The sequence below is a fragment of the Haloarcula quadrata genome (assembly GCF_003634715.1).
In the GTDB taxonomy this organism is placed as follows: domain Archaea; phylum Halobacteriota; class Halobacteria; order Halobacteriales; family Haloarculaceae; genus Haloarcula; species Haloarcula marismortui.
Genome location: NZ_RBWW01000002.1, coordinates 510,339 through 534,575, shown reverse-complemented (window position 1 = coordinate 534,575; position 24,237 = coordinate 510,339). Strand labels below are relative to the sequence as shown.

Below are 24,237 nucleotides of genomic sequence, written 5' to 3'. Positions count from 1 at the left end.
GCCAGAGTTCAAGCGGCACTGTGGTGACGAGCAGACAGACTGCACTTAGGCCGAGGAGCGAACCGGCGGTCTGAGATGAGCGACGCCACATAACAGGTCACTCACCTCCGAGAGCCACAACAGTGCCATCCGGAGAGACGCCCACGACTCCGCCATCGAGTATCGCCAGTGAAACAGCCTGATATTCGACCGGATACTGCCACACTGCCTCGCCGAAACGCGTTGTGAATGCGGTGAGACCATCTTCGCGCTGGAACGTGAACACAGCGTCATCAGCCGCGGCAGTCACCGCTCCACCGAGCTTGATTTCCGAGCACCACCGGGGCTCCGGTGGGCCGTCATCGACCCGGTCAAACGCGAACGTCGCGCTGGATGCCTCACCCGGGCGCTCGATTGCGTACACGCCTTCGGGCGTCACGACCGGAAACTCAAGTGACCGCCTGTTGTCGAGACGCCACTGCTCGGTCCCGTCTGTGAGTGACCGGCCGAGCAGGTCGCCGTACGTGTTGCTCACGTAGACCGTCCCATCGGACACGACAGGATGTCCACCGGGCCGGTCCGAGCGTCGCCACTGGACCACCCCGGTTGCGGCGTCTATCGCAACTATCTCTGTACCGGCCACAACGACAGTGTCGTCTGCCACGGCCAGCCTCGTCCCGTCGGCGTCTGCCGTCCACTGCCGGTTTCCATCGTCGGTATCAAATCTCGCTACTCCATCAGTCGTGGGAACGAATAGGGCGTCATCAGTCACTGTTGGAACGCCCGCCCCGGCCGTGTCGGTGTTTCGCCACGCAACAGCGCCGTCCGCAACTTCGAGTGCAGCGATACCGTCCGCCGTCGCGAGAAAGACACGACCGTTAGCAATCACTGGTGACGTTGCGCCGTCTCCAATGTCGACTGCTGACGGGACTGTTGCTGGTGTGAATTCGCGCCGCCACTGCTCTGTCCCGTCACGGAGCGACAGCGCGACGACATCGGTTGGAGTCGCTAGCATGACAGTTTCGTCCGCGACGACGACCGCGCTTACACTCGTGTCTTCACCGCCAGTAGCGGATGGAGAAACATCTGCTTGCCAGCTGACCGATGGTGCCGTCGTTTTCATCTGGACTGGTGCATAGCCCGTGTTCGCTGCATCGAACCGCGGTAAGGGCCACGAGCCATCGGGTACCGTCTCGAAGCCGGGGTTCTCGATACCCGATTCAACGGTATGTGATGGGTCTGGCGCGCCCTCATCGGGGCACGTCGACGAACAGCCAGCGACGCTGGCGACTGTTCCGGTGGCGACCATTCCGAGGAATGTCCGCCGCGATGTGGAGGGCATCGACTGTTCGTTTCGATACCTGCACAAAAAATGTTAACAAGATATCCCGACGAGCAGGAATTTCTCTCCTGGGGACACAGACCGTTCAGTCATCTCCAAGCCAATAGTCGGATGAAACCCGTTCTACCATGTATTGGCGGCTCTGCCTGTGATAAATCCAGCAAAGCTTAGTGAACCGTTCGCAATAGCGTTTCCATGGCCGAAACGACACTCGCGACGATGGACGAATTATTGGAAGGCGCTTTAAATGACGTGGACGACCCTGAAGTCCGATATAAACTCAGAAGTGCGCGACAACTTCTGCAAGTCGTTCAACAGCGGCAGGATATCATCGACGAAGCCATCGACACTGCCATTGAGGATGAGGCAGTCTTAGAAAACCTCCGCGATCTTGGCTATACTGAGTAATACGGCACTAGCTGCCTGTTGACACAGAACAAGTCTTTTGTCCCTCTCAACCAACGTTTTGGCATGACAGCAGATACTGCTGAGCAGCTCAGAGCGGAATTAGAGTCGGTGTTCACGAACGCAGAGTACCCCGTCAAAGAACCGATGGATCTGGTGCCAGCCCTGCCGGACGGTCCCGGTACGACATTTGAGGCGGGTGATGTACGCGTCGGGGTGATGGATTTCGGTGCAGAATACGCCGAGTATCAAGAGTACCCGTACGAGACGGCAGAGGCCCTCATTGACGATCTGATGACTGGGTTTCGGGAAGAAGGACTGTTTGACTGAGCCGGATTTTCCGTCTCACCTCTCTACGGGGTGACAGCCATCCGCTACCCAGCAGTGGCAACAAAGCCGTATCAACAACAACTACACTATTCACCACTGGCTGTCTCAGGTCCCCGCGTCATACCCCGCATCCTCCACAGCGGCGATGAGTTGTTCCGTGCTGACATCGCCGTCGACAGACACCTGCTCGGCGTCTCTGTCGGCTTCAGCGTCTTTGACACCGTCAAGGGCCTCGATGGCCTCCTCGACGGTCTGCTCACAGTGACCGCAACTCATCCCTTCGACGGTCAGTGCCGTGGACATAGTGATTTAAGTAAGGACGGCATGGAACTTTTCGATTACGAAGTAACTACCAAAACACTAGCAAATAGTTTCAGGCAAACGATGATTCAGACCTTCAAAAACTTTGTTCAGGAGCGGCAGAATCTGGACGGAACTGTTTGTGTTGTAACTGAGAGTCACAAGAGCTTTTTACTTGCTTGGTAACGTTGCACGTGGGTTCTGCTACCCGGCCCTACAGTCAGTGTGTCTCCCCCGGGCTACTGACGTACCGGAGCACAGAACCTGTCGTCGTGGATGGCGACTCCCACGGTGGGTTGCATACCGTTTCTCCCACCCCACCCCCAGCAACCCACCTTTCGTTTTACCAGAACTGCGGTCAGTGTGTCTTCCCTTATTGACAGAGAGACTGTTATGTGCCGACTTTGGTGTTGTTGTGAGTAAACCAAGACCTGTGTTTTCAAGGGTCGCTACCGCAGCACTGTGCTTGCAGTCGCTGCCGTCCAACTCAAGCAACAAAGTGTGATAACTGTCTCCCAGTGAATACACACGGTCGCCTGTCGTAGCTGTTGACCCTTAGCGCATACCTGACCGCATGACAACAGCGCAAATAGTGAACAAATCATATTGAATATTAGTGTATATCCTTGCACTATCCAGCGTGTACTAATCAAATTTGATAATTTCATGAACAGTGATATAATTTCTGAGCGTTTTTAAGAGATATGGCAAATGGCAACATGACAGGTGCTGGAAACATTGGAAGTCAGGACACCACCGGCGGCGATGGTGGCTTCCTCTCGACCATCCCGGATGGGAGTTCAATTCCTGACGAGACGTGGCAGCGCCGCCACAAATATTTCATAATCACAGTTCTGTCGCACATTCCGTTTTTACTGGCCCTCGGGCTCGTTGAGACGACGCAGAGCCCAATCATTGGCGCAACCATCCCCTCGATACCAACCGGACGGGTGCTGCTTCAGATTGGCCTTATTGCTGGGTTTGCGTTCGCCGCAGCCCTACCGCAACTCAGCCGTCGAGTGCGAACTGTGCTAGCGGTCACAGGACTCGCGTTCTGTACCGGCACGCTTGTACACTTCAGCGGCGGGTACATCGAGGCACACTTCCACTTCTTCATCGCAATCGGTATCGCCGCCATCTATGAAGATTGGATTCCGTTCGGCATCGGCATTGGATACGTTGTCGCGAGCCACATCATCTTCGGCATCATCGATCCCACGTCAGTCTACAACCACACGGCGGCGCAGCTGAACCCCATCGCTTGGGGCGCCGTCCACGGCGGGTTCGTCGCAATGCTGGCTATCTCACTGACGATCCACCTGAGTTCCATCGAAAAGTCCCGACAAAAGGCACAGACAGAGATTGAACGTGCCCGCGAACGGGCGAATAAGATCGATAACCTGGAAGAAGAGCGAGCCGAAATTGAACAGCAGCGCGAGGAAGCCCAACGCCTTAGAGACGAGGCCGAGCAAGAGCGTGAAGAGGTCGCTGCGCTCAACAGCCATCTCGAACTGAAGGCACAGACGTACAAAGACGCAATGGAGGACATGGCTGACGGCGACTTCACAACGCGTGTTGATTCGGACAGTATGAACGACTCGATGGCTGAAATCGGCGTTGCGTTCAACGGTATGGCGGACGAACTCGAAGCGACGCTCGGTGAGATTCAGTCGTTCGCTGCTGCCGTCGATAGACAGGTCACGGAGTCGGACTCAGCGTTGCAGGAAGTCGCGACAGCGAGCGACGGTGTGAGCGGCTCTATCCAGCAGATCGCTGCCGGCGCTGATGAACAGCGGGAAATGGTTGAAGAGGCGAGCGCCGAAGTCTCGAATTTCTCAGCGGCGGTCGAAGAGATCGCGGCGTCAGCTGATGAAGTCGCACAGACTTCTGCCGAAACCGCAACAATCGCGACTGATGGGCAGTCACTCGCCGAAGACACGCTAACTGATGCGAAAGATGTCAAGGCGTCTATCGACGAAACGGTGGAGACAGTAACCGAACTTGACGACCAGATGGCAGAGATCGCGACAATTGTTGATTTCATCTCCGATATTGCCGAACAGACGAATATGCTGGCGCTGAACGCGAACATCGAAGCGGCCCGCGCTGGGAACTCCGGGACTGGAGATGCAGGCGACGGCTTCGCTGTTGTGGCTGACGAGGTCAAGACACTGGCCGACGAGACCCAGGAATCTGCGGGGAACATCCGAACCCGAATCGAGAACATTCAGGCCCAGACCGGCACTGTCGTCAGTCAGGTTGAACGGGCGAGTGAGCTAGTGGAAAAAGAGATCGAAGCCGTTGAGCGGTCCGTTACTGCGTTCGAACGGGTTGCTGAGAACGCCGCGGAAACCGATACTGGTGTCCAAGAAATTAGCGACACGACTGATAGCCAAGCAGCGACCAGTGAAGGTGTTGTGTCGATGATCGACGAGGTAGCGGAGATCAGTGTTGAGTCGGCAGACGAAACGGAATCCGTGTCCGCGACAGTCGAAGAACAAACTGCTTCGATCAACGAAGTGAGCAATCGGATGGAGTCGCTGTCTGACCAGGCACAACAGCTCGAAACGCTGGTCGGGTCGTTCAGCGTCAGAACCGATGTCGCTCAGTCACAGTAATTAGGGACCCGAATTTCTAGTCTCCGCCTACATCAACTACCGCAGCCTGCGACCACTGACGAACCGCGCGCTTACTCCGACTCGGAAACGCCAACAGTGAGGACTGGAACGGACGACTTCGTGACGACCTTCTGTGCCGTGCTCCCGAGCATATTCTGTTCATATTTGTCTGCCTGCGTTCCCATCGTAATCAGATCAATATCGGCGTCTTCAACGTACGACACAATGTTGTCTGCCGGTTTGCCCCGCTGGGTCGCTGTCGAGACTTCGATTCCGTCCTGTTCCAGTGTGTCCCGGACTGCCGACGTGGCTTCTTCGCCCTCCGCTCGCAGGTTCTCAAGCACTTCGTCCTGCATCTCGTCATCCATCGACAGGAACGCCCGGTCGTCGATGACATACAGCGCGTGGACGGTGACATCCCGCCCGTCGGCAATATCGATCGTGTGTTCCAGTACCTGCTCCATTGACGCACTCCCATCCGTTGGAACGAGAATATCGCTATACATCGTTCGTACAAATCAAGTTCCGACAAACATCCCTTTCGATTCTGTTCAGGCATCGCAAATACGACAGCTAGAGGACGAGTGTGGCGGACGATGCTCGGTTTCGGCCTGATTAGCACCGTTTTAGAGATAGCCGAGTCGCTCCAGCCGCGACTGGAGATCTATGTCCTCAAAGCCATCGATGTCGTATTCTGCCATTTCATCCTCCCCGGCGGCGAGTTGGGTGATTTCGAGCGTCTCACTGTGCTCTGCGGAGTCAGCGACAACGTCCGATGGCGGGCGGTCAATAGGTGTGTCGTCGCTCGACTCGGACCGCCGGCCCCGCACGACCGCTTCGTACTCATCATCCCCCCACGCTGCGCGCTTGTATACGGTGTCGCCGGGCCCATCACGATACACCAGTGATGCAGACTGTCGGAATCGGTCCGGTTCGTCAGTGTACTGTTCGGCGTACTCCGCCGTCTGCCCGGTCGGTGGTGCCTGATATGCAGTTGTTTGCCCATCGGGTGCGACGAACCACCCAGAGTCGTCCGCTTCGCCGTCAAAGGCAGCCAGCACAGCGTCGGGAAACTGTGCCAACGTCGCCAGGGACTCGATTCGCCGTCCCCCGGTCTGCCCCGGTCCGCGGACGACCAGTGGGACGTGAAACAGTTCCTCCTGCGTGCCCATCCCGTGCATGACGGCCGGTGGTTCTGTGGCGGCCTGTGGCGGCTCTCCGAACCCATCACCGTGGTCCGACGTGATGACCACGAGCGTATCGTCTAAAACACCACGTGCCTCCAGAGCACCAATGACCTGCTCCAGAATGGCGTCAGTCTGGCGAATCGCGCCGTCGTACAGCGGCTCAAGCAGTTGTCCGACGCCCGCCGGGAGTTGCTCCCCATAGACACTCCACTCCCACTTGATCGGGAGTTCGTCATGCGTTGCCCAGTAAAAGTCCGCCCCCCACTCATCGTAGGCGTCCCGCGTTGCGTACGGCATATGCGCATCCATCAGATTCAGGCACGCAGCCCAGGACTCCGTTTGCTCGTCGATCCACTCAGCCAGTCTATCAGCGTACCAGAAGCCGTCGACACCGTTGCGGGTCTCGGATGGGTCGTCAACGTCCGTCGAATCGGGCCGTTCCGTCACGACGGTCTCGAAGCTGTCACTGAGCCCGGACGGGTGAACCGTGAGATACGGGTTCTCGGTGAACACGCCGGTCTCGTAGCCCTCCCCATCGAGGAAATCAAAGATGGTCTGGCCGGGTTGCAGCCGTTCGGTTATCTGGAGTTTATGACCCTCGGACGGAACACCGGTAAATAGGCTCGTATGGGCCGTCAGCGACCAGCTCGCGGTCGTTCGTGCCTGCGTGTACACCGTCGCCTCACGACCAAACTCTTCGAGGAAGGGTGTGGTCTTGCGCCGATGACCTAACAGCGAAGTGTTCGCCGCGCGTACACAGTCAAGAACGACGAGTAACACGTTTGGCCGACCCATTGTCAGGCTTTAGGAAGTCTTCACGGCAAAAGTATGTTCTGTAACCGTTCTCTTTCACGACAGACTGGCTGTCATATCGATACGTCTGGGAATTACATCGAATGCCCGGAGAGCCAGTCGGTTATTCGACGGTTGCCGGCGGAGAACTCTTCTGTCAGTAAGCGCCAGAGTCAACTCTTGCTACCGTTGCACACCGGCTACGATTTTCCCACCATTTCGAGGCAACGGGTCACGTCTGGGACTATGACAGAAACCCGACACACAGGCTCTGTTACAATCTGCAGCAAGTACTAGTTTTGTCTCCCAATCGTCCAGTACTGCGTCGAGACTGCGCCCCTTACTGACCGACTGTTTCTCCCTGTTTTCTATTTGAAAAGTAGGGCTTCAGTAGAGCCAAGACACAGTGTGCCAGGCCCCACGGGAGTATATTTTATATGGGTCGACAGTCTGATGAGTAATACGTGGTCAAGTCAACGGTCCGGTTCCCCGAAGCGGTGATGGACTGCGTCGAGGAGATGGTAGAAGAGGGTGTCTTCTCGAACAAGTCCGAGTTTCAGCGGTTCGCCGTTGAGTACGTCCTTTCGGAAATCGAGGACTACGAACCGGAGATGGTTGATTTCGACGAACTCCAGAAAGAGGTCTTTCAATACCAGGCGGTTTCCAGTCGGGCCGAGATGTCGCCGGAGATCAACGAGAACTTCTACGAGAACGCTGCGCGCGTCCGGCAGTTCGCTATTCGCGGTGATATCGAGACGGCAGAAGAGTACATCGACACTGCCTACCCCGTCACTGACCCTCGTTGCTTGCTGCTTGACGACTTGCTTGAATCCTATCGACAGCGCGACACCGACGACGAATAGTTGCTTTCCGGAGTCGATACTCGGTTGCCTTGCCGTATTTGATTGAACTATCCTTCGGAATGTTAGTCGTCGTCAGCGCGGGCCTCTGGCGCTTCCTCTGACCGTGGCCCGGCAGCATGCCCCTCGTGGGTCAGCGCCGTGGCGAACAGTTCCTCCGAGACAGCGGGCACCTCCACATCTTCGACCGCTCCCTCGGACTCGATGTCGTCGACTGAACGCGGGTACTTCCTGAGGTCTTTGTGGATCGCAATACCCGCGTCTGCGCCCTCACCCATGGCGATCGGGATCTGGTTGTGGCCCGGCGTCAGGTCTCCGACAGCGTAGACACCGGAGACACTGGTCTCGCCGTGGTCGTCGACGGCCACCGTCCCGTCGTCGTTTCTATCGAGCCCCAGTTCATCGGCCAGTTCCGCGTGGTAGTCCGACCCCAGCATCGGGAAGCCACCCTTGTACTCCCGAACGCTTCCGTCCTCGAATTCGTAGGCGGATAGCCAGCCGTCGTCGTCGGTCTGCTTCCCGGAGAGTTCCGTTTCGACGATCTCGACCGGGTGATTGTCGAGCATCGTCTGCGTCTCGTCGCTCCACTCCGGCGTTTCGCCGCGGGTCAGGATGTCAACGTCGTCGGTGTAGTTCAGCATAATCATCGCGACGTGGGCCGCGGCTTCGCCGGTCCCCATGACGAACACCGGCTCACCGACAAACATGAACGCGTCACAGTGGAGACACCAGTGCAGCCCCTTGCCGGTCCGTGGCAGCGGCGGGTCCGGGCGCTCATCGGCGAACCCGGTCGCCAGCACGACTCGCTTGACCGCCAGTTCGCCGTCGCTCGTCGTCACCGTGAAGCCGTCCTCCTCGTCAGCGAGTGGGTCCACTGACTCGACAAAGCCCCGCTCGTAGGTTCCGCCGTAGTCCTGCACCTGTTCGCGCGCTGTCTCCAGGAATTCGTTCCCTGAGACATCCTCGGTCACGCCGATGACGTTGTGCGTGTCTGTCATCATTGCAGCGCGGCCCCCACCGCGGTTGATAACAATCGTGTCCATCCCCAGCCGGGAGGTGTATAGTGCGCTCGTCAGTCCGGCAGGCCCGCCGCCGACAACGGCCACGTCGTAATCGTACTGCCCGTCAGTATACATTACCGTAGTGTACGTGCTCAAGGAATAAAAACAGCAGAACGGCGGCGACCGACACAGCAATCTGACGCTGGTGAGCCACGCTATGAGTGACGCGAACGACCGATTCGCTGGCAGTCCTCTCTCACCCCGGGCCAAGGGCCGCGATGTCGGCCCCGACCGTCGCCTGTGCATCAGCCGGATTCGGGTCACTGTCGGCCAGATGCGTCCACTCGTGGGTAGGCAGTGCCGACAGATGGTCCGTGATTGCGGTGCTGTACGGCGTCGCCTTCACGGTGCTCTCACTGTCACCCCAGATATGATTGATGACGGTCATCGAATCGATGCGTATCTCAACCGATTCCGGGTCACACCGTGTCGCCAGCGCCTGCAGTCCAAGGTGGAGGGCAGCGTATTCGGCGACGTTGTTGTTTGTCCGGGAGCCGACCGGTCGTCCGAGTTGGGCAATCGGTGTCTCATCAGCCTGAATCACAGCACCAGCACCAGCTGGGCCGTTACTGTGTGCGCTGCCGTCCACATAGAGGACGACTCGTGACGCGGCGTCGTCGGTCGTTTCTTGCTGTGTCGGGGGTGGGCTGGATTCGAGGAGATCATCGATTGCGGTCCGTATCTCAGCAGCAGACGTGTCCGGGTCGAACAGGCCGCCGTAGCCGGCAACGGCAGCATTGATCGCATCGATAGCGGGGGTGAGCTCGTAGCGATACAGCGCAAGCAGCTCGTCGACCCGTGTTGCCAGCGGCGAGAGCGTCTCGGCTGGCAGACGCTCTCTGTCACCTGCCGGCTGATCGTGACGGTCCATCAGTAGAGTGTAACTGCGGGCGAGTAAAAGACACTTCGCCGCGACAGGCCCAAAACGGCCGAACACATACTACGGCTATTGGGTGATGACTGCGCCAACGCTACTCGTGAGCCAGTCCGGACAGCTCACGCAGGGGCTGTCTGCGATTGTTTCGCCACACAGCGACGGACCGGTTACTACGTTCGTCACCGACCGCCCGGAGGACAACCAGTACTACCTTTCGCCTACAACTGTCGAAGCCGTCGAGCAGCGCTGTTCCGACTCCGACAACGGGCCCGTGACTGTGGTTGTTGACGGTGAGATGCACCCGGGACAGAGCGTTGACTTGCAGACGCGACTTTCGCCGGTCACGGTTCGAGATAAGCGTGCCGCAGTCTGGGAGTGGCTTGGCGAAGCGAACCCTGTTGCAGCGACGTGTCTGGAACTCCAGCAGGCTCGGATTGCCCGCCGCGCGGCCGCCGCCGAGCAACGCGACGCAGCGGAACAGGGCCCATCCGGGACAAGTGGCTCCGTCACAGCGCATGACGAACGGATACAGGAGTTACGGGACACACTCGAAAAGCGACGAACAGTGGCCCGCCAGCGGGTCCAGACCAGCTACTCGTCCGTCGACGGCCGGGTAGTGCTGCTCGGTCGGGTTAGCGCTCCGACGACCCCCATCTGGGCTGCCCTCACTGAAACAACTGCAACCGCTACTGTTGGCCGACCGGCCCAGCCGACGACTGCGACGGCGACAGTCGGGCCGCATACGCTGGCGGTGACCGACACGCCCGGAATCCTCGGTAGCCACGGTGTCCCGGACTGGCTACGCAGCGCCATCCCCGGCTTGACAGCGGCAATTGAACAGGCAACGTGCGTGCTTGGCGTCGGTGAGGGCTGTGAGACTCTGCTCACCGCGGTTGCTGAGGAGTTCGATGTCCGGTGCCGAACCCTGCCATCCGACACCGAGTCCGCGGCCCGCGACGCGCTCGACACACTGCTCGAAACGTCGGAGTTCGCGGTCAAACTCCCCTACAGTGACGCCGCACATGCGCTTGTGTCGGACTTACACGGGGAAGCGACCGTGCACGCAACTGAATACGACGATGCGATTTATGTTCGTGTGGAGGTGTCACAGGCAACAGCACGTGACCTTCACCGCCGCGTCTCGGAAGTCGACGGTGATGTACAGCCGTACAATTCCAGTGAGTGATGCACTAGCTTTGACGCACTTGTCTGGTCGCGTTGGCCTCGCCTCCAGTTATATTAGCGACGACAATCGTACTGTCTGCTCTCCCGCACGAACAGTGTTATTCTCCCGGAGAACCATATGTCCTGTATGGGCCAGACGACGCTCACTGGTGTCGACATTGCGTCGCTCCGGGAGACGTATCTTCGGAAGGTCACTGAAACCCTCCCGGCGCGAGCACGGGCGAGCGGGGACTGGCCAATTCACCGAGACCACTGTTTCAGCCGCGTCGTCTTGGATACCGTGTTTGAAGACGAGTGGTACGACCACGTCAACGGGCGGCCGGCGTACGAACACCTCTCTGTGGCGGAACTCACGCTAGCTATCGACATCGCCGACCGGATGCTCGACGAGGGACGGTCCGCAGTCGTCGAACTGAACAATAACTCGCTTCGGTGGCGTGGAAAACTCGAGTAGCAGATACCGTACAGCTACCCAGCGGTTGCCGCGTTGCTTGCTCCAATGACTGGACGCGACGGATGGGAGCCCAAATAAGCCGTCGCTGCCTACCGGATAGATATCTGATGACCGTCGACCGAATCGAAGTAAGTCACACCGCTGCAGAGAAAGCCGACCGATATCTCACGCCAGGACAACTCAAGACCGTACTGCGGGACCACACTGGGTACGTGTGCCGACGCGCGTCACCGAACCACGACGACCTGTACCCGGACAACGAATTTACACTGCGGGGTGAGTTTTACGGACTACCGCTTGACATCGTGTTCGCCATCGAAAGCGACCACGTCGCAGTCATCACGCAGATGTCACAGCACAGCGACAGCCTGCGCGGACAGTTCTACGAGTACGTCGGCGATACCGCCAAGGACGCCGTCGAACACGCCCGGTCCTAAAGCGTATGATTGCAGCGGACTGTCCGCAGTTGGGACCGCAGTTAACAGCACTGAGACCGTAGCTGTGGCCACGATGGACAGACGGACCTTCCTTGCTTCGAGCGGGCTCACGGTCGCAGGGACACTCGCGGGCTGTAGTGCCCTCAGTGACAACCAACAAGGGGACGGCGATACAGCCACGGATTCTAGACAGACCGACGACTCAGCGACCGCTGTGACTGTCGAAACCGTCGCCGATGGGCTCGAATCCCCGTGGAGCATCACGCCGCTGCCTGATGGCTCGCAACTGCTGGCCACGGAGCGCGTCGGCAGCGTGGTGCTGGTCGACTCGGCCGACGGTACAGTCACACCGGTCAGTAACGCACCGTCTGTGTATGCGAGCGGCCAGGGCGGGATGCTTGATGCGGCGTTGCATCCAGACTTTCCGGACCCGGCGTGGGTGTATCTGACATATTCGAAGGCCAACGACAGCGGTGAGTCGGCCACACATCTGGGGCGTGGTCGCCTGAACGTGACTGACGCGCAATTCGAGGAATTCGAACAACTACACGTCGCCGAGCCGTTCGTCGACTCTGACGGCCACTTCGGGTCCCGCGTCGTGTTTGGCCCTGACGGGCTGGTGTACATGACTGTCGGCGACAGGCAGTTCAAGAACTTCGGGCCTGACCACGTCGCGCAGGACCGGACAAACGAACTCGGAACAACGCTTCGACTGACGCCTTCGGGCGGGATTCCCGATGCGAACCCGTTCACCGACGACCCGGACGCGGTCGATTCGATATTCAGCTACGGCCACCGTAACGCACAGGGAATGACCGTCCATCCTGACACCGGCGCTATCTGGCAGGCCGAGTTCGGCGAGCAAGACGGCGACGAAATCAACATCGTCGAACGGGGCGCGAACTACGGCTGGCCGGTCGCCGACGAGGGCTGTACCTACGGCAGCGGGGACCCGATCGGTGTCAGCCATGCGGACCGCGACGATGTCGTCGCACCAGTGTATTCGTGGGACTGTGGTTCCGGTGGGTTCCCACCCAGCGGCGCGACTTTCTACACCGGCGACGCATTCACTGAGTGGACTGGTGACTTGCTCGTCGGCGGACTGGCGTCGCAGTACCTGGCCCGGTTTACCGTCGACGGGCGAACGGTCGAAGAGGCGACACCTCTCCTCGCCGACCGCGGATGGCGCATCCGCGATGTCGTGGTTGAACCCGGAAGCGGACATATCCTTGCTGTCGTTGATGCGTCGAATGCACCGATTGTCCGACTCCAGCCCGCCTAAGTCGGGAGACTCGGCGACAACTGTGTGGGGCCGGCGACCTGTGCATAGGGTCTAATTGGTGCGGGAGAGGTGCGGCAACGGTGACTGGATACCGCTCCGGTCGCATCGGTGCCGTTCTAGTCGCAAAACGCCACACAGATTTGCATCGTTTAGTCCCGAACCGCAAGCTCCGGACCGGGTCATTTTTGCTTCTGAACCCGCTAAACCGGCCGTGAATCAGACTGCGATTCTGCACGCCGCGTTCGGAGTACTGATCGTCGCAGGGTTCCTCGTTTCGGCACCACTGAGCTATGGCCTGTACGGGCTGGGAGCTGCGTGCTTCATTGCTGGCATCGTACTTGCCCGCCAGGATAGCGATGAGCCGGAAGCCGCTGATAGCGTCTGATAGCTCAAACATAGACGCTGCTCTCAGGACGAGATAGACGGTTCCGCGGAGCTGTACCGGCCCGTAAAACCACACCTGGCCGCGCACGGACCGCTACCTGACCGGTCACGCTTCTTGCAGTCGACCACCGTCGATGGCCACGTTCTGGCCAGAAATGTACGCAGCCGCGTCACTACAGAAAAACAGAATCGGTGCCGCAACGTCCTCGAACGTGGCTGCCCGCCCACGCGGAAACTCCGAGACATCTACAACCGTGTTCTCGACCGCGAAGGGCGACACAGCGTTGACTGTAATCCCGTCGTCCTGTGTATCATACGCCAACGTTCGCGTGAACTGCAGGACTGCCTTTTTTGCCGCGAAGTACGGGAAGTTCATCGGGACTGCCCTGTCATCACGCGCGTCTGCCACGCCGAAGTTGATAATCCGTCCCCAGCCGGCTGCCCGCATCGACGGGAGCGCTCGCTGCGAGCACAGATACGTCGAGTATAGACACCCCTCAACAGCGGTTTTCCACTCATCGAGGGACAGCTCATCCCACCGCCCCTGTGGGAGCGGACCAACTGCGTTGACCAAGATATCGACATCCCCCAGTTCCGATTCACAGTCCGAGAACAGCGAATCAACGGCGTCAGGCTCAGTTACGTCACCTTCCACAGTCATTGCCTCAACGCCGTGATCCCGTGCGTCGGCTGCTGTCTCCGCCGCCGCTTCTTCGCTCGTCCGGTAATGCACGGCGACATCGGCACCGGCAGCCGCCAACTCAAGGAGCATCTCTCGGCCGACTCGCTTCGCAGACCCTGTCACAAGAGCAGTGCGCCCGTCTAGCTCCGGTTGAATTGCTACCACCTCTCAATATACCGCTGTGACCATCAAAAATGCGCGGGTACTCACAACTCTCGATGACTGGCTGCTGTCCGGTCATGAGCTCTTCTCGTACTGGCAACCGGCTCGTGAGTTCGATACGTCGCTCGGTCGCAAATAACCGTACTAGCCGTTCCGTTATACTTGGAGAGACAGTAGTACTACCATGGCGAAACGACCTGCGGAACGGGCCGGTGTCGCGGATATCGATTGCACGGGCATGCAGGTACTTGTCACCGGTTCGACCAGCGGTATCGGGCGCGAGGCGGCGCTGTCTCTGGGTCGCCTCGGGGCGGATGTTATCGTGCATGGTCGGGACGCTGACGCAGGTGCGGCGGTTGTCTCTGAATTGTCGGGGTTGGGCGTCGACGCGGCGTTCGTCCAAGCCGACTTCGCTGCTATCGACGAGGTTCGGTCTCTCGCAGCCACCGTCCGTGACGAGACAGACGGGCTCGATATCCTCGTTAACAACGCCGGCGGACTGTTCCGTCAGGGCCGGCTTACGGACATCGGTGTTGAATACACGTTCCACGTCAATCACCTCGCGCCGTACCTACTAACCACAGAGCTGCTTGACCATCTCAACGCTGGCGCTCGTGTCGTTACAACCGCCTCAAGCGCGCACAGAGGGACCTCACTTGATCTGGACCGGGTAACCACTGTCGACCGCTACACGGGGACGTGGGCATACAGTCATTCGAAGCTCGCGAACGTGCTGTTTGCGACGGAGTTGGCGCGCCGACTCGAGACCACAGGCCGGGATGTCGTTTCGAACTGTCTCCACCCAGGTGCGATCCCCGGGAGCGGGTTCAGCCGGTTCCTTCCCGGCCCGATCCCGCAGTTCGTCAAGCTCTTCGATGCTGTGCCGGGAATCACGTCTGTCGAAGACGGCGCAGCCGAAATCCTGCATCTCGCCGTGTCCAGCCGAATCGGCGATGTTTCTGGCCGGTACTTCGCTGGCCAACGCCCGGCGACACCCTCACACGCTGCTCGGGACCGGACGGCTGCAAGCCGGCTCTGGCGGCGAAGCGCTGACCTACTGGGAATCGATGTGCCACTCGGCGATGTACAATCGTCCGCTCCAACTGAAAACTGACTGTCGAGTGAGATCACAGGACTGCTGATCGGGGGTCTCGCGTGCCGAGTTCTCCGTGCGCGACAGGGCTATGTTCAGTGTGTCTCAGGCGTCTGATTCGTCAGCGTCGCTGTGTCCGCCATCGCTATCACTGTCGTCATCGCTGTCAGCCTCAGCATCACTGTCAGGGTCGGCCGACGCGTCTTCATGCTCGTTTCCTGCTACGTCTTCCTCTGACCCACTCTTGGTGCCGTCATCCTCGTGTTCCGCGTCTGTCGTCTCAATCGTAATCGGTTCATCGCTGTGCGTCTCGTGGCCGGTCGCTGCGTCCTTTGCTGCAGCACCAGCGACGTACCCAGTGGTCCCACCGACGAGTCCGCCGAGCATAGCGCCGGGGAGCCCGCCGCGCTTCAGCCCACTCACCGTTCCGACGAACCCGCCGACAAGCGAGAGCGCCGCAGGATTCGGCTCAGTAGCTGGCGTCTCCGTGGCGTCGTGCTGTTCCGATGCCATACTAGGCAGTATGTTCTGTAGATACAAATGCTGTCGCACGGCCAACACCAAGCGAATTAACCATCTAGGCGGCCACAGCGAACGCCACTCCAGTAGTTGCCATCTGCCGGCACCGGGCAGTCCGGACTTTCTGTCCCGGCCGTGCTGATTTCCGCTATGAAGAGCGCGCTTCGCTACTGCCGCGTCGGCCGCCGTCTGTTCACTCTTTTTGCGCGATAACGGCGACAAGTGGGTCGTTTTCCGGTTGCGCTGTAACCGTCTCTGTTACCGTCAACCCACCTGCACGACAGTATGCCTCAACCAGCGTCGTGCGCTCGTCCATGTCGGCAACGCGCCACGCTCGGACTGCTTTCGTGGGGAACATCCGGTTCGTGAAGCTGATGATGACACGGCCCTGCGGTGCCAGAATCCGGTCGAACTCACTGAACACAGCAGCCGGATACTGGAGGTACTGGACCGATAGCGCGCACAATACTGCGTCAAACGCATCGTCATCAAGCGGCAGCGACTGCTCACGATTGAGGTCCTGCACGAACCACTCATCGAGTGCGTCGTTGGCCGCAAGCTCGGCTGCGTTGAGTCCGTGACCAACAGTCCGACCGTAGTCCTCGTCCGGCAGGTGTGAGACCCAACTGCTCATACAATCGAAGATGCGGTCGCCGGGAGACAGCACCGACGCGTAGATGTTTGTCAACTTGTTTATGAATCCATCGTCGGCGTGTGTCACGAACCGCGGGCTATCGTAGAAATTGTCGTCGTCGGTTTCATCCCGCCGAGATCGCCCCAGTGAGGTAAGGACCGACGCCATACTATCGGTTAGAACTCCATCAAGAAAACCCGAACGACGGTCTAAATGGGGCCCATCTCAACACCGAGCGTACTGATGCGTCCACGTATCGCCGATGGCTATCCTGTGACACCATTCCTGCGTCATCCGAGCCAGCGTCCATCGGCCGACACACCATCCCTCAAGTACCGCCCACCAACGGAGTACAACAATAGCGATTGAGGCGTATACCGCGGCGTTATCTCAGTCGTCGGCGGGCGTCTCGGCTTCTTCCGTGGGACCGAGCGGTTCCTTGGGCTTGATCGGGTCGCCAGATTCCAGTCCCTTTTCGGCGAGTGCCATACTCCCCATCACCTCGATGATGAGTCGGTTGGCAAGCCCGCTGGTGACACCACCGTTGTAGGAGCTGCTGTCGCTGGTGTCGTAGGCCGGGGAAACCTCGACCACGTCGAAGCCGAAGTCCTCAGGGTCGAGCGCCTTGACAACCTCACGGACCATGTAGATGGCTTCACGCGGGATGAGGCCGCCGGGTTCGGGTTCGCCAGTGCCGGGCGCGTAAGCTGGCTCCATCACGTCCACGTCGAAGGAGACCCACACAGCGTCAGTGCCGTCGGTAGCCCGCTGGACGGCATCGGTGACGATGTCGTCGAGGTCCATCCCACCGACTTCCATGGAAGTGTACCACTTCATGCCGGCCTCCCGCATCTCCTCGTAGGTGTCCGGACCGGGCCAGAAGCCACGCGGGCCGATCAGGGTGTAGTTCTCGCCGGCCATGAGGTCGTCGTCGAAGACGCGCTTGACCCACGCGCCGTGGTCGTACTCGAAGCCGGTCAGCCCTTCGTCGCCCGTGTCCGCGTGACAGTCGAAGTGGATGAGGCCGATGTCGTCGTAGTCGTTCGCTTCGGCCCAGCCCTTGATATCGGGGTATGAAATAGAGTGGTCGCCGCCGATGACAATGGGCGTTGCCTGCTCGCTGATCTCGTAGACGGCATCCTCGATGTTCAACTGGCTCTGGCGCGTGTCACCGGGAGAGACAGCAGCGTCACCGGTGTCGGCGACGCTAAACGTGTCGAATGGGTCAATACCGGTCTCGATATTGAAGTGCTCGTAGGGTGGCGAGGGGACCGTTGAGGCAGCCCGGACCGCACGTGGGCCGTAGCGGGTGCCCGGACGAATAGTCGTCGCCGTGTCCAGCGGCGCGCCGAGAATGCCGATGTCGACGTTCTCTTCGTCAAGCGCGTCGCGCTCGACCTCCGGGAGTTTGAGGAAGGTTGGGATGCCGCTGAAGATGGGTTCGTTCGCTTCTTTGTGCTTTTCGCCGTAGATGTCGTCGCCGTTTCGATCAGTCATGATATAGTTGTTTCCCGGGCTCGAACTGGTCGAACCCAGCGTGTGTATCGACAAAAGTAGATGATTGCGAACTACGGATAAGCGTTCCTTCGGATGTGTAAAACCCACTCCTATGACCACGAGTGGACATGTACCGTTCGAGTTTCCTTAAGGAATTTAATGCTGGCTCGCCCCTCTCGGTCAGCAGTTACTCCCCGGTGACCAGCGAGGGGTCATTCCGGAAGGCCAGATGCGTCGCAACCGAGAGGCTATCGCGAGCGTGTCTAGCGCTGCGTTCAAGCAGGACCACAGCGCGCTGGAGCGCCAGCAGCGGTTCGGGACGCTCTGATTCCAGATGTGCGTTCAGGTCGGCGATCCTGTCGTCGACCAGGTCGAACGCGGCGCGGGCGTCTTCGGTCGCGTCGTAGTCGGGTGTCGTCACCGCCGACCGGGTTGCGCTGGCTGCGTCGTCAAGTGCGTCCCCAAGTTCGGTGAGCTTTGACGCAGTCAACTGATCGGGCGTCGCCGAGTCGGTCGCCAGACTCGCGATCTCGACGGCTGTGTCAGCCATCAGAACCACGTCCTGTGCGACCGAGCGGTATCCGATAAGGGGGAATCCGGTCTCCAGTCCCACGGCCTGGTTCAGTCGTGGGTTCCGGTAGATGGTAAACACCAGACGGAGAAACAGATAAAACAGCTTCTCGACCTGTTCTTGACGGCTTTCTACTGTTTCGATGAGGTCGGTGTCTCCCTCGATGAGCGCGGAAATCGCATCTCCACGTATCACTGCCTCGGTCCGACTGAGTCGGCCCAGCAGCGTCGGGAGGTCGAAGTCCTCCGGCGCAACTGAGCACCGTACTGTCACTGTCGTTTCGGCCTGTTCAACGATGCCAAGCCCCATTAGCCGGCGCTCGGCGTTCATGACGGCATTACGGTGTTCGATCCCCAGTGGTGCCGTCGCCTCAACCCGAATGAGTTGTCGGGCCAGAACGTACTGCGTGATGATGGCCCGCTCCAGTGCATCGGGGGTCAGGGCGTCGGCGTCGATGGTCGCCTCCACATCCTCGATGGTTGGCTGTTCAGGGACGACGAGCAGCGACCCGCCGTTCTCGTCGCGCTGGACGATGACCTCGTCACCCTTCGAGATGTCGTGTTGGCGCGCCCAGTCGACGGGCACTGTCACCGCCAGCGTGGAGGAGCCCAACTGCTGGACTTTCCGTTTCATTCGAATCGGGTCGGGCGTCACTGCCTTGTCCTCCTGAGATTTCGAGCTTCGTGCATTTATTTCTCTATTTCGTGTCCGGTCAGGCCGCATTTTCTACTTTGGGTTGGAACAAATACTCCAAGCGGGCGTAGAAGTAGACAGATTTTCACTCAATTTTGGGATGCGTATTAAAACAGTTTTAGGGAACATATTCAATAAGGTACTGTACATATGTCCATTCACCTACGCCTACAGTCCATGGACGTTGCGGGATAACTCCACTGTGTAAACAATACTGTCACAACGTCTTTATGTGGTCCTCAAAACGGAACTCATGTGACTGAATACTACCCAAACCCAAACTGTATCGGGAAGAAAAGTGCGAGAAGTAGGGTAAAAAACGTTGATACCTGTTCAATCGTCAACAGTGGTGGTTCGCCGTGAGCGTCATCCTCTACGGACTCGCCGCCACCATCGTGACGATGATGGCCATCGGGTTCTATGTTGCCAAGAAAGTCAACGGCGACAGCATCAACTACATCGTCGCCGGTCGGGGACTTATCCTTCCGCTGGCTGCGGCGACGCTGATGGCGCAGTCGCTCGACTCAAACGCAACGCTCGGGAATACCGACCTCGCAGCAGGCTTTGGCTTCTGGGCCGGCGCGGCACTGCCCGTCGGGCTGGCGCTCTGTCTGTTCCTCACCGGGCTGTTCTTTGCGAAACCGATGAACCGACTCAACCTCACGACGCTACCGGATTTCTACCGCCGGAAGTACGGTCGGACCGCTGAGATCGTCGCAAGCATCATTATGTCCGTCGCCTACGCGTTCCTGCTTGCGGGGAACCTTGTCGCCGGCGGGTACCTCTTCCAGATTTTCGTCGGAACGAGCTTCCAGCTGGGCGTATTCATCATCGCCGGGCTCGTGCTCGCGTACACTGTCGCCGGCGGTCTGTTCTCGGTCGCCTACACCGACGTGTTACAGGCAGGCGTCGCGTTCATCGGCTCCATCGCGCTTATTATCTACGTCACGACGAACTACGGCATCACCATTCCCACCGGCATGGGACCGACGAACCTCGGACAGCTCACCGACCCAAGTCAGGGGGCGTACATCAACCTCGCCACCATCGTCGCTCTCGGCCTCGGTGACATCGTCGCTATCGACTTCATGGAGCGGGTGTTTGCGGCTGATAGCCCCGAAACCGCACAGAAGGCCTGCTTCATCGGGGCCGCCGGTACGCTGATTATCGGCGTCCCGTTCTCCGTCGTTGCGCTGTCGGCGAACCCGATTCTTGCCTCGCTCGGTGTGGAAGCCGGGAATCAGGCTGTGCTGTACACGCTCCTCCAGAACGCTGTGCCACCGTGGCTGGCTGCACTCGTGCTCGCCGGCATCGTCGCCGCCTCGTTCTCGACGAGCGACGGGGCGATTCTGGGAACGTCGGCCGTCATCGCCCGTAACATCGGCAACATCCGCGTCGACGAGGAGAGTTCCAGCAGTCCGGCAGCCGCCGCGGACGGCGGCGTCGATGAAGGCTTCTTTGGCTCGGAGAGTGACAAACTGCTCACCGTCACGCGCCTGATGTCTGTCCCGATTACGCTGCTTGGTGTGTTCCTTGCGATACGCGTCTCTGCGACGGGAATGTTGCTCGTGTTGGCGTTCGACATCATGCTGGCCGGCGCGTTTGTCCCGCTGGTGATGGGGCTATACTGGTCCGATATCGCGACCACGCCGGCAGCACTCGGCTCGATGATCGCCGGCTCCGCCACCCGTCTCGTGCTCTTCGTGCTGGTGCCGACGACCTACGCCTACGAAAACACGCTCCTGTATATCCCGAACGACATCTTCACCGCCGCTTTCGACGGCCTGCCGACGTTCATCGCCGCCGGGGTCGGGCTCGTGTCGTTCCTCGTCATCGCCTACGCGACCAAGGACGACTACCCGATCTACAGCGTCGAGAAACAGAGCAACCCCAACATTGTAGCTGGCGGCGAGGAAGACTAACCGGACGTATTCGACCCCACTTGATAATTGTTTTCGCCCGGCACACAGCAGTCTCGAAGCGATACGCCCCTACAGCCCCTCAAACAAGCCGTGGCAATCTGGCTGGCTCTTCTTGGGATGCTTCTCCCATCACTGGAACCTCTTGCCAATTAAACAACCCCAGTCGGAACAGCCGGTAACTGTAGGGCTCCCCATGTGGGGCAAACACGACGAGCGCGAACCGGTCACGGATGTTTTGTCGGTCAGTGCCCGTCAACCCTGATGGTGTCGACGCTGCTGTGTGTGAGTGATAGAACACTCGTGGCCCTGCTGGAATGGCACCGGTGTCTGTGGCGACAAACCGACGCCGCGGTCTGGGGGAAACGTTGTCGAGCGGAACATGGTCGGTCGCGTACAACCGACTGTCCCGTCGCGTACACGCCAGATATCCACCGGCCTCGTGGGGGTGACGCGCCGCGATATGCGCCGCCATTGTGTCCCGGATATCGTCGGGAATGATGAGCGCCTGAGGATGATGACTGAACCGCACAGTACTACGTAGAGGTGACCTACGCATAGAATTGTTTCGACTGGCTGGGTGTGCTGCTTAACCAAATGACTGGCTTCTGAAGCCACAACTGGGGTCTCACCCGACTACCGAGAGACTCCGATACGGCCCGATATCCTCATAACGGCCTGTTCAATCCGTCTTACGGACAGTTACCGCTGTTATCCCCGGTGTCTGCTATGTCTCCTGCCGGCGGTTTTATCAGACAGGTGGGGATATTCTGTCACATGGCTGAACAGCCTGTCGACGTTGACCCTGCGGGCGAGAACATCGCCGGTGAGGCACCTGCTGAGGAGCCGGAAGCCGTCACCGACGACACAGTCGTCCATGACGACAACGTTGAACTAGAACGGACTATCGGGCTGGTCGGCGGGCTGGCAATCGGGATTGGGACGATGATCGGAGCCGGAATCTTCGTCTTCCCGGGGCTGGCGGCCGCAAACGCTGGGCTCGCAGCTACCCTTTCGTTTGCTATTGGCGGCCTGATAGCGTTGCTCGTGGCGCTTCCGACTTCGGAACTCGCGACAGCGATGCCACGGAGCGGCGGCGGATACTACTTCATCTCGCGGGGGATGGGGACGGCCTATGGCGCAATCGTAGGCCTTGGGCTGTGGCTGGGCCTGATGTTCGCGTCCGCGTTCTATCTGGTTGGGCTCGGCCACTACGCGAGCGCTGTGTTCGCCGAGCTCGGCATCGGGCTCCCGTTCAGCCCGGTCATCGGCATCGGGTTGCTGTTCGGGGTCGCACTGACGGCGTTGAGTATCGGCGGCACGGAAAACACCGCGAAGCTCCAGAACGTCGTAGTCGGGGTTCTCCTCGTGGTGTTGACGGGCTTCCTTTCCTACGGCGTTCTTGATGCTGTTGGTGTGTTCGGCGGCGGCACCGTTCCGGAGCAGTTCTTCTCCAGAGGGTACTTCCGGGTGTTGACGACCGCTGCGCTGGTGTTCACGTCGTATCTGGGATTCGCACAGGTCGCCACTGTTGCAGGTGAAATCAAACAACCGAGTCGGAACCTCCCGCTGGCGATGGTGGGCTCGGTCCTGATCGTGACCGTATTTTACATTGTCACAATTTTCGTCGCAACCAGCGCGTTTGGCGCTGAACGACTCGGCGAATTCGGGGAGACAGCGATGGTCGAAGTAGCCCGTGACTTCCTTGGGTTGCCCGGTGCGGTCGCGATTCTGGGTGCCGGGCTGCTGGCGACGTTTTCGAGCGCGAACGCGTCGATTCTCAGTGCCTCGCGGGCCGTGTACGCGCTGAGCCGCGACGCGTTGCTTCCCAGAAAGGCGAGCGAAGTCAACCTTCGATACGGCACGCCACACGTCGCGTTGCTTTCCGCTGGCGGCCCGATCCTCGTCCTCGTCGCGACTGGCCGGGTCGAACTCCTTGCGGAAGTCGCCTCGTTTCTCCACCTGATTATGTACGGGCTGATGTGTATCGCCCTGCTCGTGTTGCGCCGTCGGAACCCAGAGTGGTACTCGCCAAGCTATCGAGTACCGGGCTATCCGTTGGTCCCGGTCGTGGGCGCGCTCGCGAGCTTCGGACTGATCGTCTTCATGCAGCCCGCGTCAATCGGTATCGGCGTCGTGGTCATGCTTGCCTCGTACCTCTGGTACCGTTATTACGCTGGGGACGTGACACTCAAGGGAGATATCTGAGTATGACTGACCGTCTATCGATACTCGTCCCGATCCGTGTCCTCGAGGGAGAATCGGTCCCGGAGGGTGTCCCCGAACTGCTCGCCCATGCGCACGTCGTCCTGCTGGGATACCACGTCATCCCGGAACAGACTGCCCCCGGACAGGCACGGATGCAGTTCGAGGACCGGGCAACGGAACGGCTCGACGAGTACCAGGAGATGTTCGAGGACGCCGGAGCCACCGTCGAGCGGCGACTCGTGTTCACTCATAACGGACAGAAGACTATCGACCGTATGATTGCTGAGCACGACTGCATGGCTGTTCTCGTTCCGAACGCCACAGGGCCGGTCGAAGACGTACTGGTCCCAGTCCGTGGGGCCATCGGGGTCGACCGGCTTGCCCGCGTTGTCGCCAGTGTGTTCGGAGAGATGGACGCTGACGTGACGCTATATCACGTCGCGGATGAAGACACAACCGACGACGATATCCAGACACTGCTCGGCGGGCTGGCGGACCGGCTGGCAGAATTCGGCATGGACCCCTCGACTATCGAGACGCGGATCGACCGCGACCAGAACCCCCTTGACGCAATTGTGGACGTTTCTGATGGGTTTGACACGGTCGTGATGGGTGAAACTGACCCGTCGCTGGCGACATTCGTGTTCGGGATGCCGGCTGATCAGGTCGCCAACCGGTTTCTCGGGCCGGTGTTCGTGGCCCAGCGCGAACGCCCTTCAGCGGATGAAGACGAGTAACACAGCCTGATCCAGCAGCCGGTCGGCTG

At 59.5% G+C, this 24,237-nt stretch carries 25 protein-coding genes; 13 read left to right on the top strand and 12 right to left on the bottom strand.

Translation table 11 applies throughout. The features are described from left to right. Positions 1-97: 97 nt before the first annotated feature. Positions 98-1,288, bottom strand: coding sequence for an outer membrane protein assembly factor BamB family protein (locus tag BDK61_RS19785; protein WP_121304434.1), 1,191 nt, complete (start codon positions 1,286-1,288; stop codon positions 98-100). 228 nt (positions 1,289-1,516) lie between these two features. Here BDK61_RS19785 and BDK61_RS19780 point away from each other — a divergent pair, with 228 nt between their 5' ends. Next, the gene (locus BDK61_RS19780; RefSeq protein ID WP_004965776.1) at positions 1,517-1,729 is read left to right on the top strand and encodes a hypothetical protein; all 213 of its coding nucleotides are present in this window, start codon (positions 1,517-1,519) and stop codon (positions 1,727-1,729) included. A 63-nt stretch (positions 1,730-1,792) separates the two neighbouring features. Then, positions 1,793-2,056, top strand: a complete 264-nt coding sequence (locus BDK61_RS19775) for an MTH865 family protein (RefSeq protein WP_121304318.1) — start codon at positions 1,793-1,795, stop codon at positions 2,054-2,056. A gap of 105 nt (positions 2,057-2,161) precedes the next feature. Here the strand turns inward: BDK61_RS19775 and BDK61_RS19770 are convergent, their stop codons facing one another. Continuing rightward, entirely contained in the window at positions 2,162-2,359 is a 198-nt protein-coding gene (locus tag BDK61_RS19770) for a heavy-metal-associated domain-containing protein (RefSeq protein ID WP_121304316.1), read from the bottom strand. A 701-nt stretch (positions 2,360-3,060) separates the two neighbouring features. On the opposite strand from BDK61_RS19770, the gene BDK61_RS19765 reads away from it, so the two are divergent. After that, positions 3,061-4,974 (top strand): methyl-accepting chemotaxis protein, encoded by a 1,914-nt coding sequence (locus tag BDK61_RS19765; protein ID WP_121304315.1) that lies wholly within the window; start codon positions 3,061-3,063, stop codon positions 4,972-4,974. A gap of 71 nt (positions 4,975-5,045) precedes the next feature. Here the strand turns inward: BDK61_RS19765 and BDK61_RS19760 are convergent, their stop codons facing one another. Further along, entirely contained in the window at positions 5,046-5,480 is a 435-nt protein-coding gene (locus BDK61_RS19760) for a universal stress protein (RefSeq protein ID WP_007188487.1), read from the bottom strand. Between the two features lie 120 nt (positions 5,481-5,600). Then, a complete protein-coding gene (locus BDK61_RS19755) occupies positions 5,601-6,956 on the bottom strand; it encodes a sulfatase-like hydrolase/transferase (RefSeq protein WP_121304313.1) in 1,356 nt (451 codons plus the stop codon). Between the two features lie 461 nt (positions 6,957-7,417). Here BDK61_RS19755 and BDK61_RS19750 point away from each other — a divergent pair, with 461 nt between their 5' ends. Next, the gene (locus BDK61_RS19750) at positions 7,418-7,816 is read left to right on the top strand and encodes a ribbon-helix-helix domain-containing protein (protein ID WP_121304311.1); all 399 of its coding nucleotides are present in this window, start codon (positions 7,418-7,420) and stop codon (positions 7,814-7,816) included. Positions 7,817-7,878: 62 nt separating this feature from the next. Here BDK61_RS19750 and BDK61_RS19745 read toward each other — a convergent pair whose 3' ends face one another. Both BDK61_RS19745 and BDK61_RS19740 read right to left on the bottom strand, forming a co-directional pair. Beyond that, complete coding sequence (locus BDK61_RS19745) at positions 7,879-8,949, bottom strand: NAD(P)/FAD-dependent oxidoreductase (protein ID WP_004965787.1); 1,071 nt, start codon at positions 8,947-8,949, stop codon at positions 7,879-7,881. 121 nt (positions 8,950-9,070) lie between these two features. Further along, complete coding sequence (locus BDK61_RS19740) at positions 9,071-9,745, bottom strand: ribonuclease HI family protein (RefSeq protein ID WP_007188489.1); 675 nt, start codon at positions 9,743-9,745, stop codon at positions 9,071-9,073. 85 nt (positions 9,746-9,830) lie between these two features. Between BDK61_RS19740 and BDK61_RS19735 the strand changes: the two genes are divergently transcribed. The 5 genes from BDK61_RS19735 to BDK61_RS23610 all read left to right on the top strand — a co-directional run bounded on the left by BDK61_RS19735 (position 9,831) and on the right by BDK61_RS23610 (position 13,494). Then, complete coding sequence (locus BDK61_RS19735) at positions 9,831-10,937, top strand: hypothetical protein (RefSeq protein WP_121304309.1); 1,107 nt, start codon at positions 9,831-9,833, stop codon at positions 10,935-10,937. A gap of 117 nt (positions 10,938-11,054) precedes the next feature. Further along, entirely contained in the window at positions 11,055-11,390 is a 336-nt protein-coding gene (locus BDK61_RS19730; protein ID WP_121304307.1) for a hypothetical protein, read from the top strand. Positions 11,391-11,497: 107 nt separating this feature from the next. Next, the gene (locus BDK61_RS19725) at positions 11,498-11,827 is read left to right on the top strand and encodes a hypothetical protein (protein WP_004965794.1); all 330 of its coding nucleotides are present in this window, start codon (positions 11,498-11,500) and stop codon (positions 11,825-11,827) included. Positions 11,828-11,900: 73 nt separating this feature from the next. Then, a complete protein-coding gene (locus BDK61_RS19720) occupies positions 11,901-13,109 on the top strand; it encodes a PQQ-dependent sugar dehydrogenase (protein WP_121304305.1) in 1,209 nt (402 codons plus the stop codon). Between the two features lie 211 nt (positions 13,110-13,320). After that, a complete protein-coding gene (locus BDK61_RS23610; RefSeq protein ID WP_004965797.1) occupies positions 13,321-13,494 on the top strand; it encodes a hypothetical protein in 174 nt (57 codons plus the stop codon). 105 nt (positions 13,495-13,599) lie between these two features. Here the strand turns inward: BDK61_RS23610 and BDK61_RS19715 are convergent, their stop codons facing one another. Further along, entirely contained in the window at positions 13,600-14,298 is a 699-nt protein-coding gene (locus BDK61_RS19715) for an SDR family NAD(P)-dependent oxidoreductase (protein WP_279629729.1), read from the bottom strand. 223 nt (positions 14,299-14,521) lie between these two features. Here BDK61_RS19715 and BDK61_RS19710 point away from each other — a divergent pair, with 223 nt between their 5' ends. Beyond that, positions 14,522-15,451 carry an SDR family NAD(P)-dependent oxidoreductase gene (locus BDK61_RS19710; protein WP_121304301.1) on the top strand — a complete coding sequence of 310 codons (930 nt, stop codon included), beginning with the start codon at positions 14,522-14,524 and terminating at the stop codon, positions 15,449-15,451. A gap of 84 nt (positions 15,452-15,535) precedes the next feature. On the opposite strand, the gene BDK61_RS19705 is transcribed toward BDK61_RS19710, so the two are convergent. From BDK61_RS19705 to BDK61_RS19690, 4 genes are all read right to left on the bottom strand, one after another. Further along, entirely contained in the window at positions 15,536-15,943 is a 408-nt protein-coding gene (locus tag BDK61_RS19705) for a hypothetical protein (protein WP_121304299.1), read from the bottom strand. A 199-nt stretch (positions 15,944-16,142) separates the two neighbouring features. Beyond that, positions 16,143-16,751 (bottom strand): class I SAM-dependent methyltransferase, encoded by a 609-nt coding sequence (locus BDK61_RS19700; protein ID WP_004965804.1) that lies wholly within the window; start codon positions 16,749-16,751, stop codon positions 16,143-16,145. 222 nt (positions 16,752-16,973) lie between these two features. Next, positions 16,974-18,080, bottom strand: a complete 1,107-nt coding sequence (locus BDK61_RS19695; RefSeq protein ID WP_007188496.1) for an agmatinase family protein — start codon at positions 18,078-18,080, stop codon at positions 16,974-16,976. A gap of 187 nt (positions 18,081-18,267) precedes the next feature. Then, positions 18,268-19,284: a phosphate signaling complex PhoU family protein gene (locus BDK61_RS19690; protein ID WP_121304297.1), complete on the bottom strand. Its 1,017-nt coding sequence runs from the start codon at positions 19,282-19,284 to the stop codon at positions 18,268-18,270. Positions 19,285-19,703: 419 nt separating this feature from the next. On the opposite strand from BDK61_RS19690, the gene BDK61_RS19685 reads away from it, so the two are divergent. Next, positions 19,704-21,266 carry a sodium:solute symporter family protein gene (locus BDK61_RS19685; RefSeq protein WP_004965809.1) on the top strand — a complete coding sequence of 521 codons (1,563 nt, stop codon included), beginning with the start codon at positions 19,704-19,706 and terminating at the stop codon, positions 21,264-21,266. Between the two features lie 79 nt (positions 21,267-21,345). On the opposite strand, the gene BDK61_RS19680 is transcribed toward BDK61_RS19685, so the two are convergent. Further along, entirely contained in the window at positions 21,346-21,822 is a 477-nt protein-coding gene (locus tag BDK61_RS19680; protein WP_121304295.1) for a Mov34/MPN/PAD-1 family protein, read from the bottom strand. Positions 21,823-22,040: 218 nt separating this feature from the next. On the opposite strand from BDK61_RS19680, the gene BDK61_RS19675 reads away from it, so the two are divergent. Further along, positions 22,041-23,471 (top strand): APC family permease, encoded by a 1,431-nt coding sequence (locus BDK61_RS19675; protein ID WP_121304293.1) that lies wholly within the window; start codon positions 22,041-22,043, stop codon positions 23,469-23,471. Between the two features lie 2 nt (positions 23,472-23,473). After that, the gene (locus BDK61_RS19670; RefSeq protein ID WP_011222548.1) at positions 23,474-24,208 is read left to right on the top strand and encodes a universal stress protein; all 735 of its coding nucleotides are present in this window, start codon (positions 23,474-23,476) and stop codon (positions 24,206-24,208) included. Positions 24,209-24,237 lie beyond the last annotated feature (29 nt).

What these genes read in the sequence shown, in the direction of transcription:
- BDK61_RS19785 (WP_121304434.1), bottom strand. Translation starts at nt 1,288, where the DNA reads ATGGTCGCCACCGGAACAGTCGCCAGCGTCGCTGGCTGTTCGTCGACG.
- BDK61_RS19780 (WP_004965776.1), top strand. Translation starts at nt 1,517, where the DNA reads ATGGCCGAAACGACACTCGCGACGATGGACGAATTATTGGAAGGCGCT.
- BDK61_RS19775 (WP_121304318.1), top strand. Translation starts at nt 1,793, where the DNA reads ATGACAGCAGATACTGCTGAGCAGCTCAGAGCGGAATTAGAGTCGGTG.
- BDK61_RS19770 (WP_121304316.1), bottom strand. Translation starts at nt 2,359, where the DNA reads ATGTCCACGGCACTGACCGTCGAAGGGATGAGTTGCGGTCACTGTGAG.
- BDK61_RS19765 (WP_121304315.1), top strand. Translation starts at nt 3,061, where the DNA reads ATGGCAAATGGCAACATGACAGGTGCTGGAAACATTGGAAGTCAGGAC.
- BDK61_RS19760 (WP_007188487.1), bottom strand. Translation starts at nt 5,480, where the DNA reads ATGTATAGCGATATTCTCGTTCCAACGGATGGGAGTGCGTCAATGGAG.
- BDK61_RS19755 (WP_121304313.1), bottom strand. Translation starts at nt 6,956, where the DNA reads ATGGGTCGGCCAAACGTGTTACTCGTCGTTCTTGACTGTGTACGCGCG.
- BDK61_RS19745 (WP_004965787.1), bottom strand. Translation starts at nt 8,949, where the DNA reads ATGTATACTGACGGGCAGTACGATTACGACGTGGCCGTTGTCGGCGGC.
- BDK61_RS19740 (WP_007188489.1), bottom strand. Translation starts at nt 9,745, where the DNA reads ATGGACCGTCACGATCAGCCGGCAGGTGACAGAGAGCGTCTGCCAGCC.
- BDK61_RS19735 (WP_121304309.1), top strand. Translation starts at nt 9,831, where the DNA reads ATGACTGCGCCAACGCTACTCGTGAGCCAGTCCGGACAGCTCACGCAG.
- BDK61_RS19730 (WP_121304307.1), top strand. Translation starts at nt 11,055, where the DNA reads ATGTCCTGTATGGGCCAGACGACGCTCACTGGTGTCGACATTGCGTCG.
- BDK61_RS19725 (WP_004965794.1), top strand. Translation starts at nt 11,498, where the DNA reads ATGACCGTCGACCGAATCGAAGTAAGTCACACCGCTGCAGAGAAAGCC.
- BDK61_RS19720 (WP_121304305.1), top strand. Translation starts at nt 11,901, where the DNA reads ATGGACAGACGGACCTTCCTTGCTTCGAGCGGGCTCACGGTCGCAGGG.
- BDK61_RS19710 (WP_121304301.1), top strand. Translation starts at nt 14,522, where the DNA reads ATGGCGAAACGACCTGCGGAACGGGCCGGTGTCGCGGATATCGATTGC.
- BDK61_RS19705 (WP_121304299.1), bottom strand. Translation starts at nt 15,943, where the DNA reads ATGGCATCGGAACAGCACGACGCCACGGAGACGCCAGCTACTGAGCCG.
- BDK61_RS19700 (WP_004965804.1), bottom strand. Translation starts at nt 16,751, where the DNA reads ATGGCGTCGGTCCTTACCTCACTGGGGCGATCTCGGCGGGATGAAACC.
- BDK61_RS19695 (WP_007188496.1), bottom strand. Translation starts at nt 18,080, where the DNA reads ATGACTGATCGAAACGGCGACGACATCTACGGCGAAAAGCACAAAGAA.
- BDK61_RS19690 (WP_121304297.1), bottom strand. Translation starts at nt 19,284, where the DNA reads ATGAAACGGAAAGTCCAGCAGTTGGGCTCCTCCACGCTGGCGGTGACA.
- BDK61_RS19680 (WP_121304295.1), bottom strand. Translation starts at nt 21,822, where the DNA reads ATGCGTAGGTCACCTCTACGTAGTACTGTGCGGTTCAGTCATCATCCT.
- BDK61_RS19675 (WP_121304293.1), top strand. Translation starts at nt 22,041, where the DNA reads ATGGCTGAACAGCCTGTCGACGTTGACCCTGCGGGCGAGAACATCGCC.
- BDK61_RS19670 (WP_011222548.1), top strand. Translation starts at nt 23,474, where the DNA reads ATGACTGACCGTCTATCGATACTCGTCCCGATCCGTGTCCTCGAGGGA.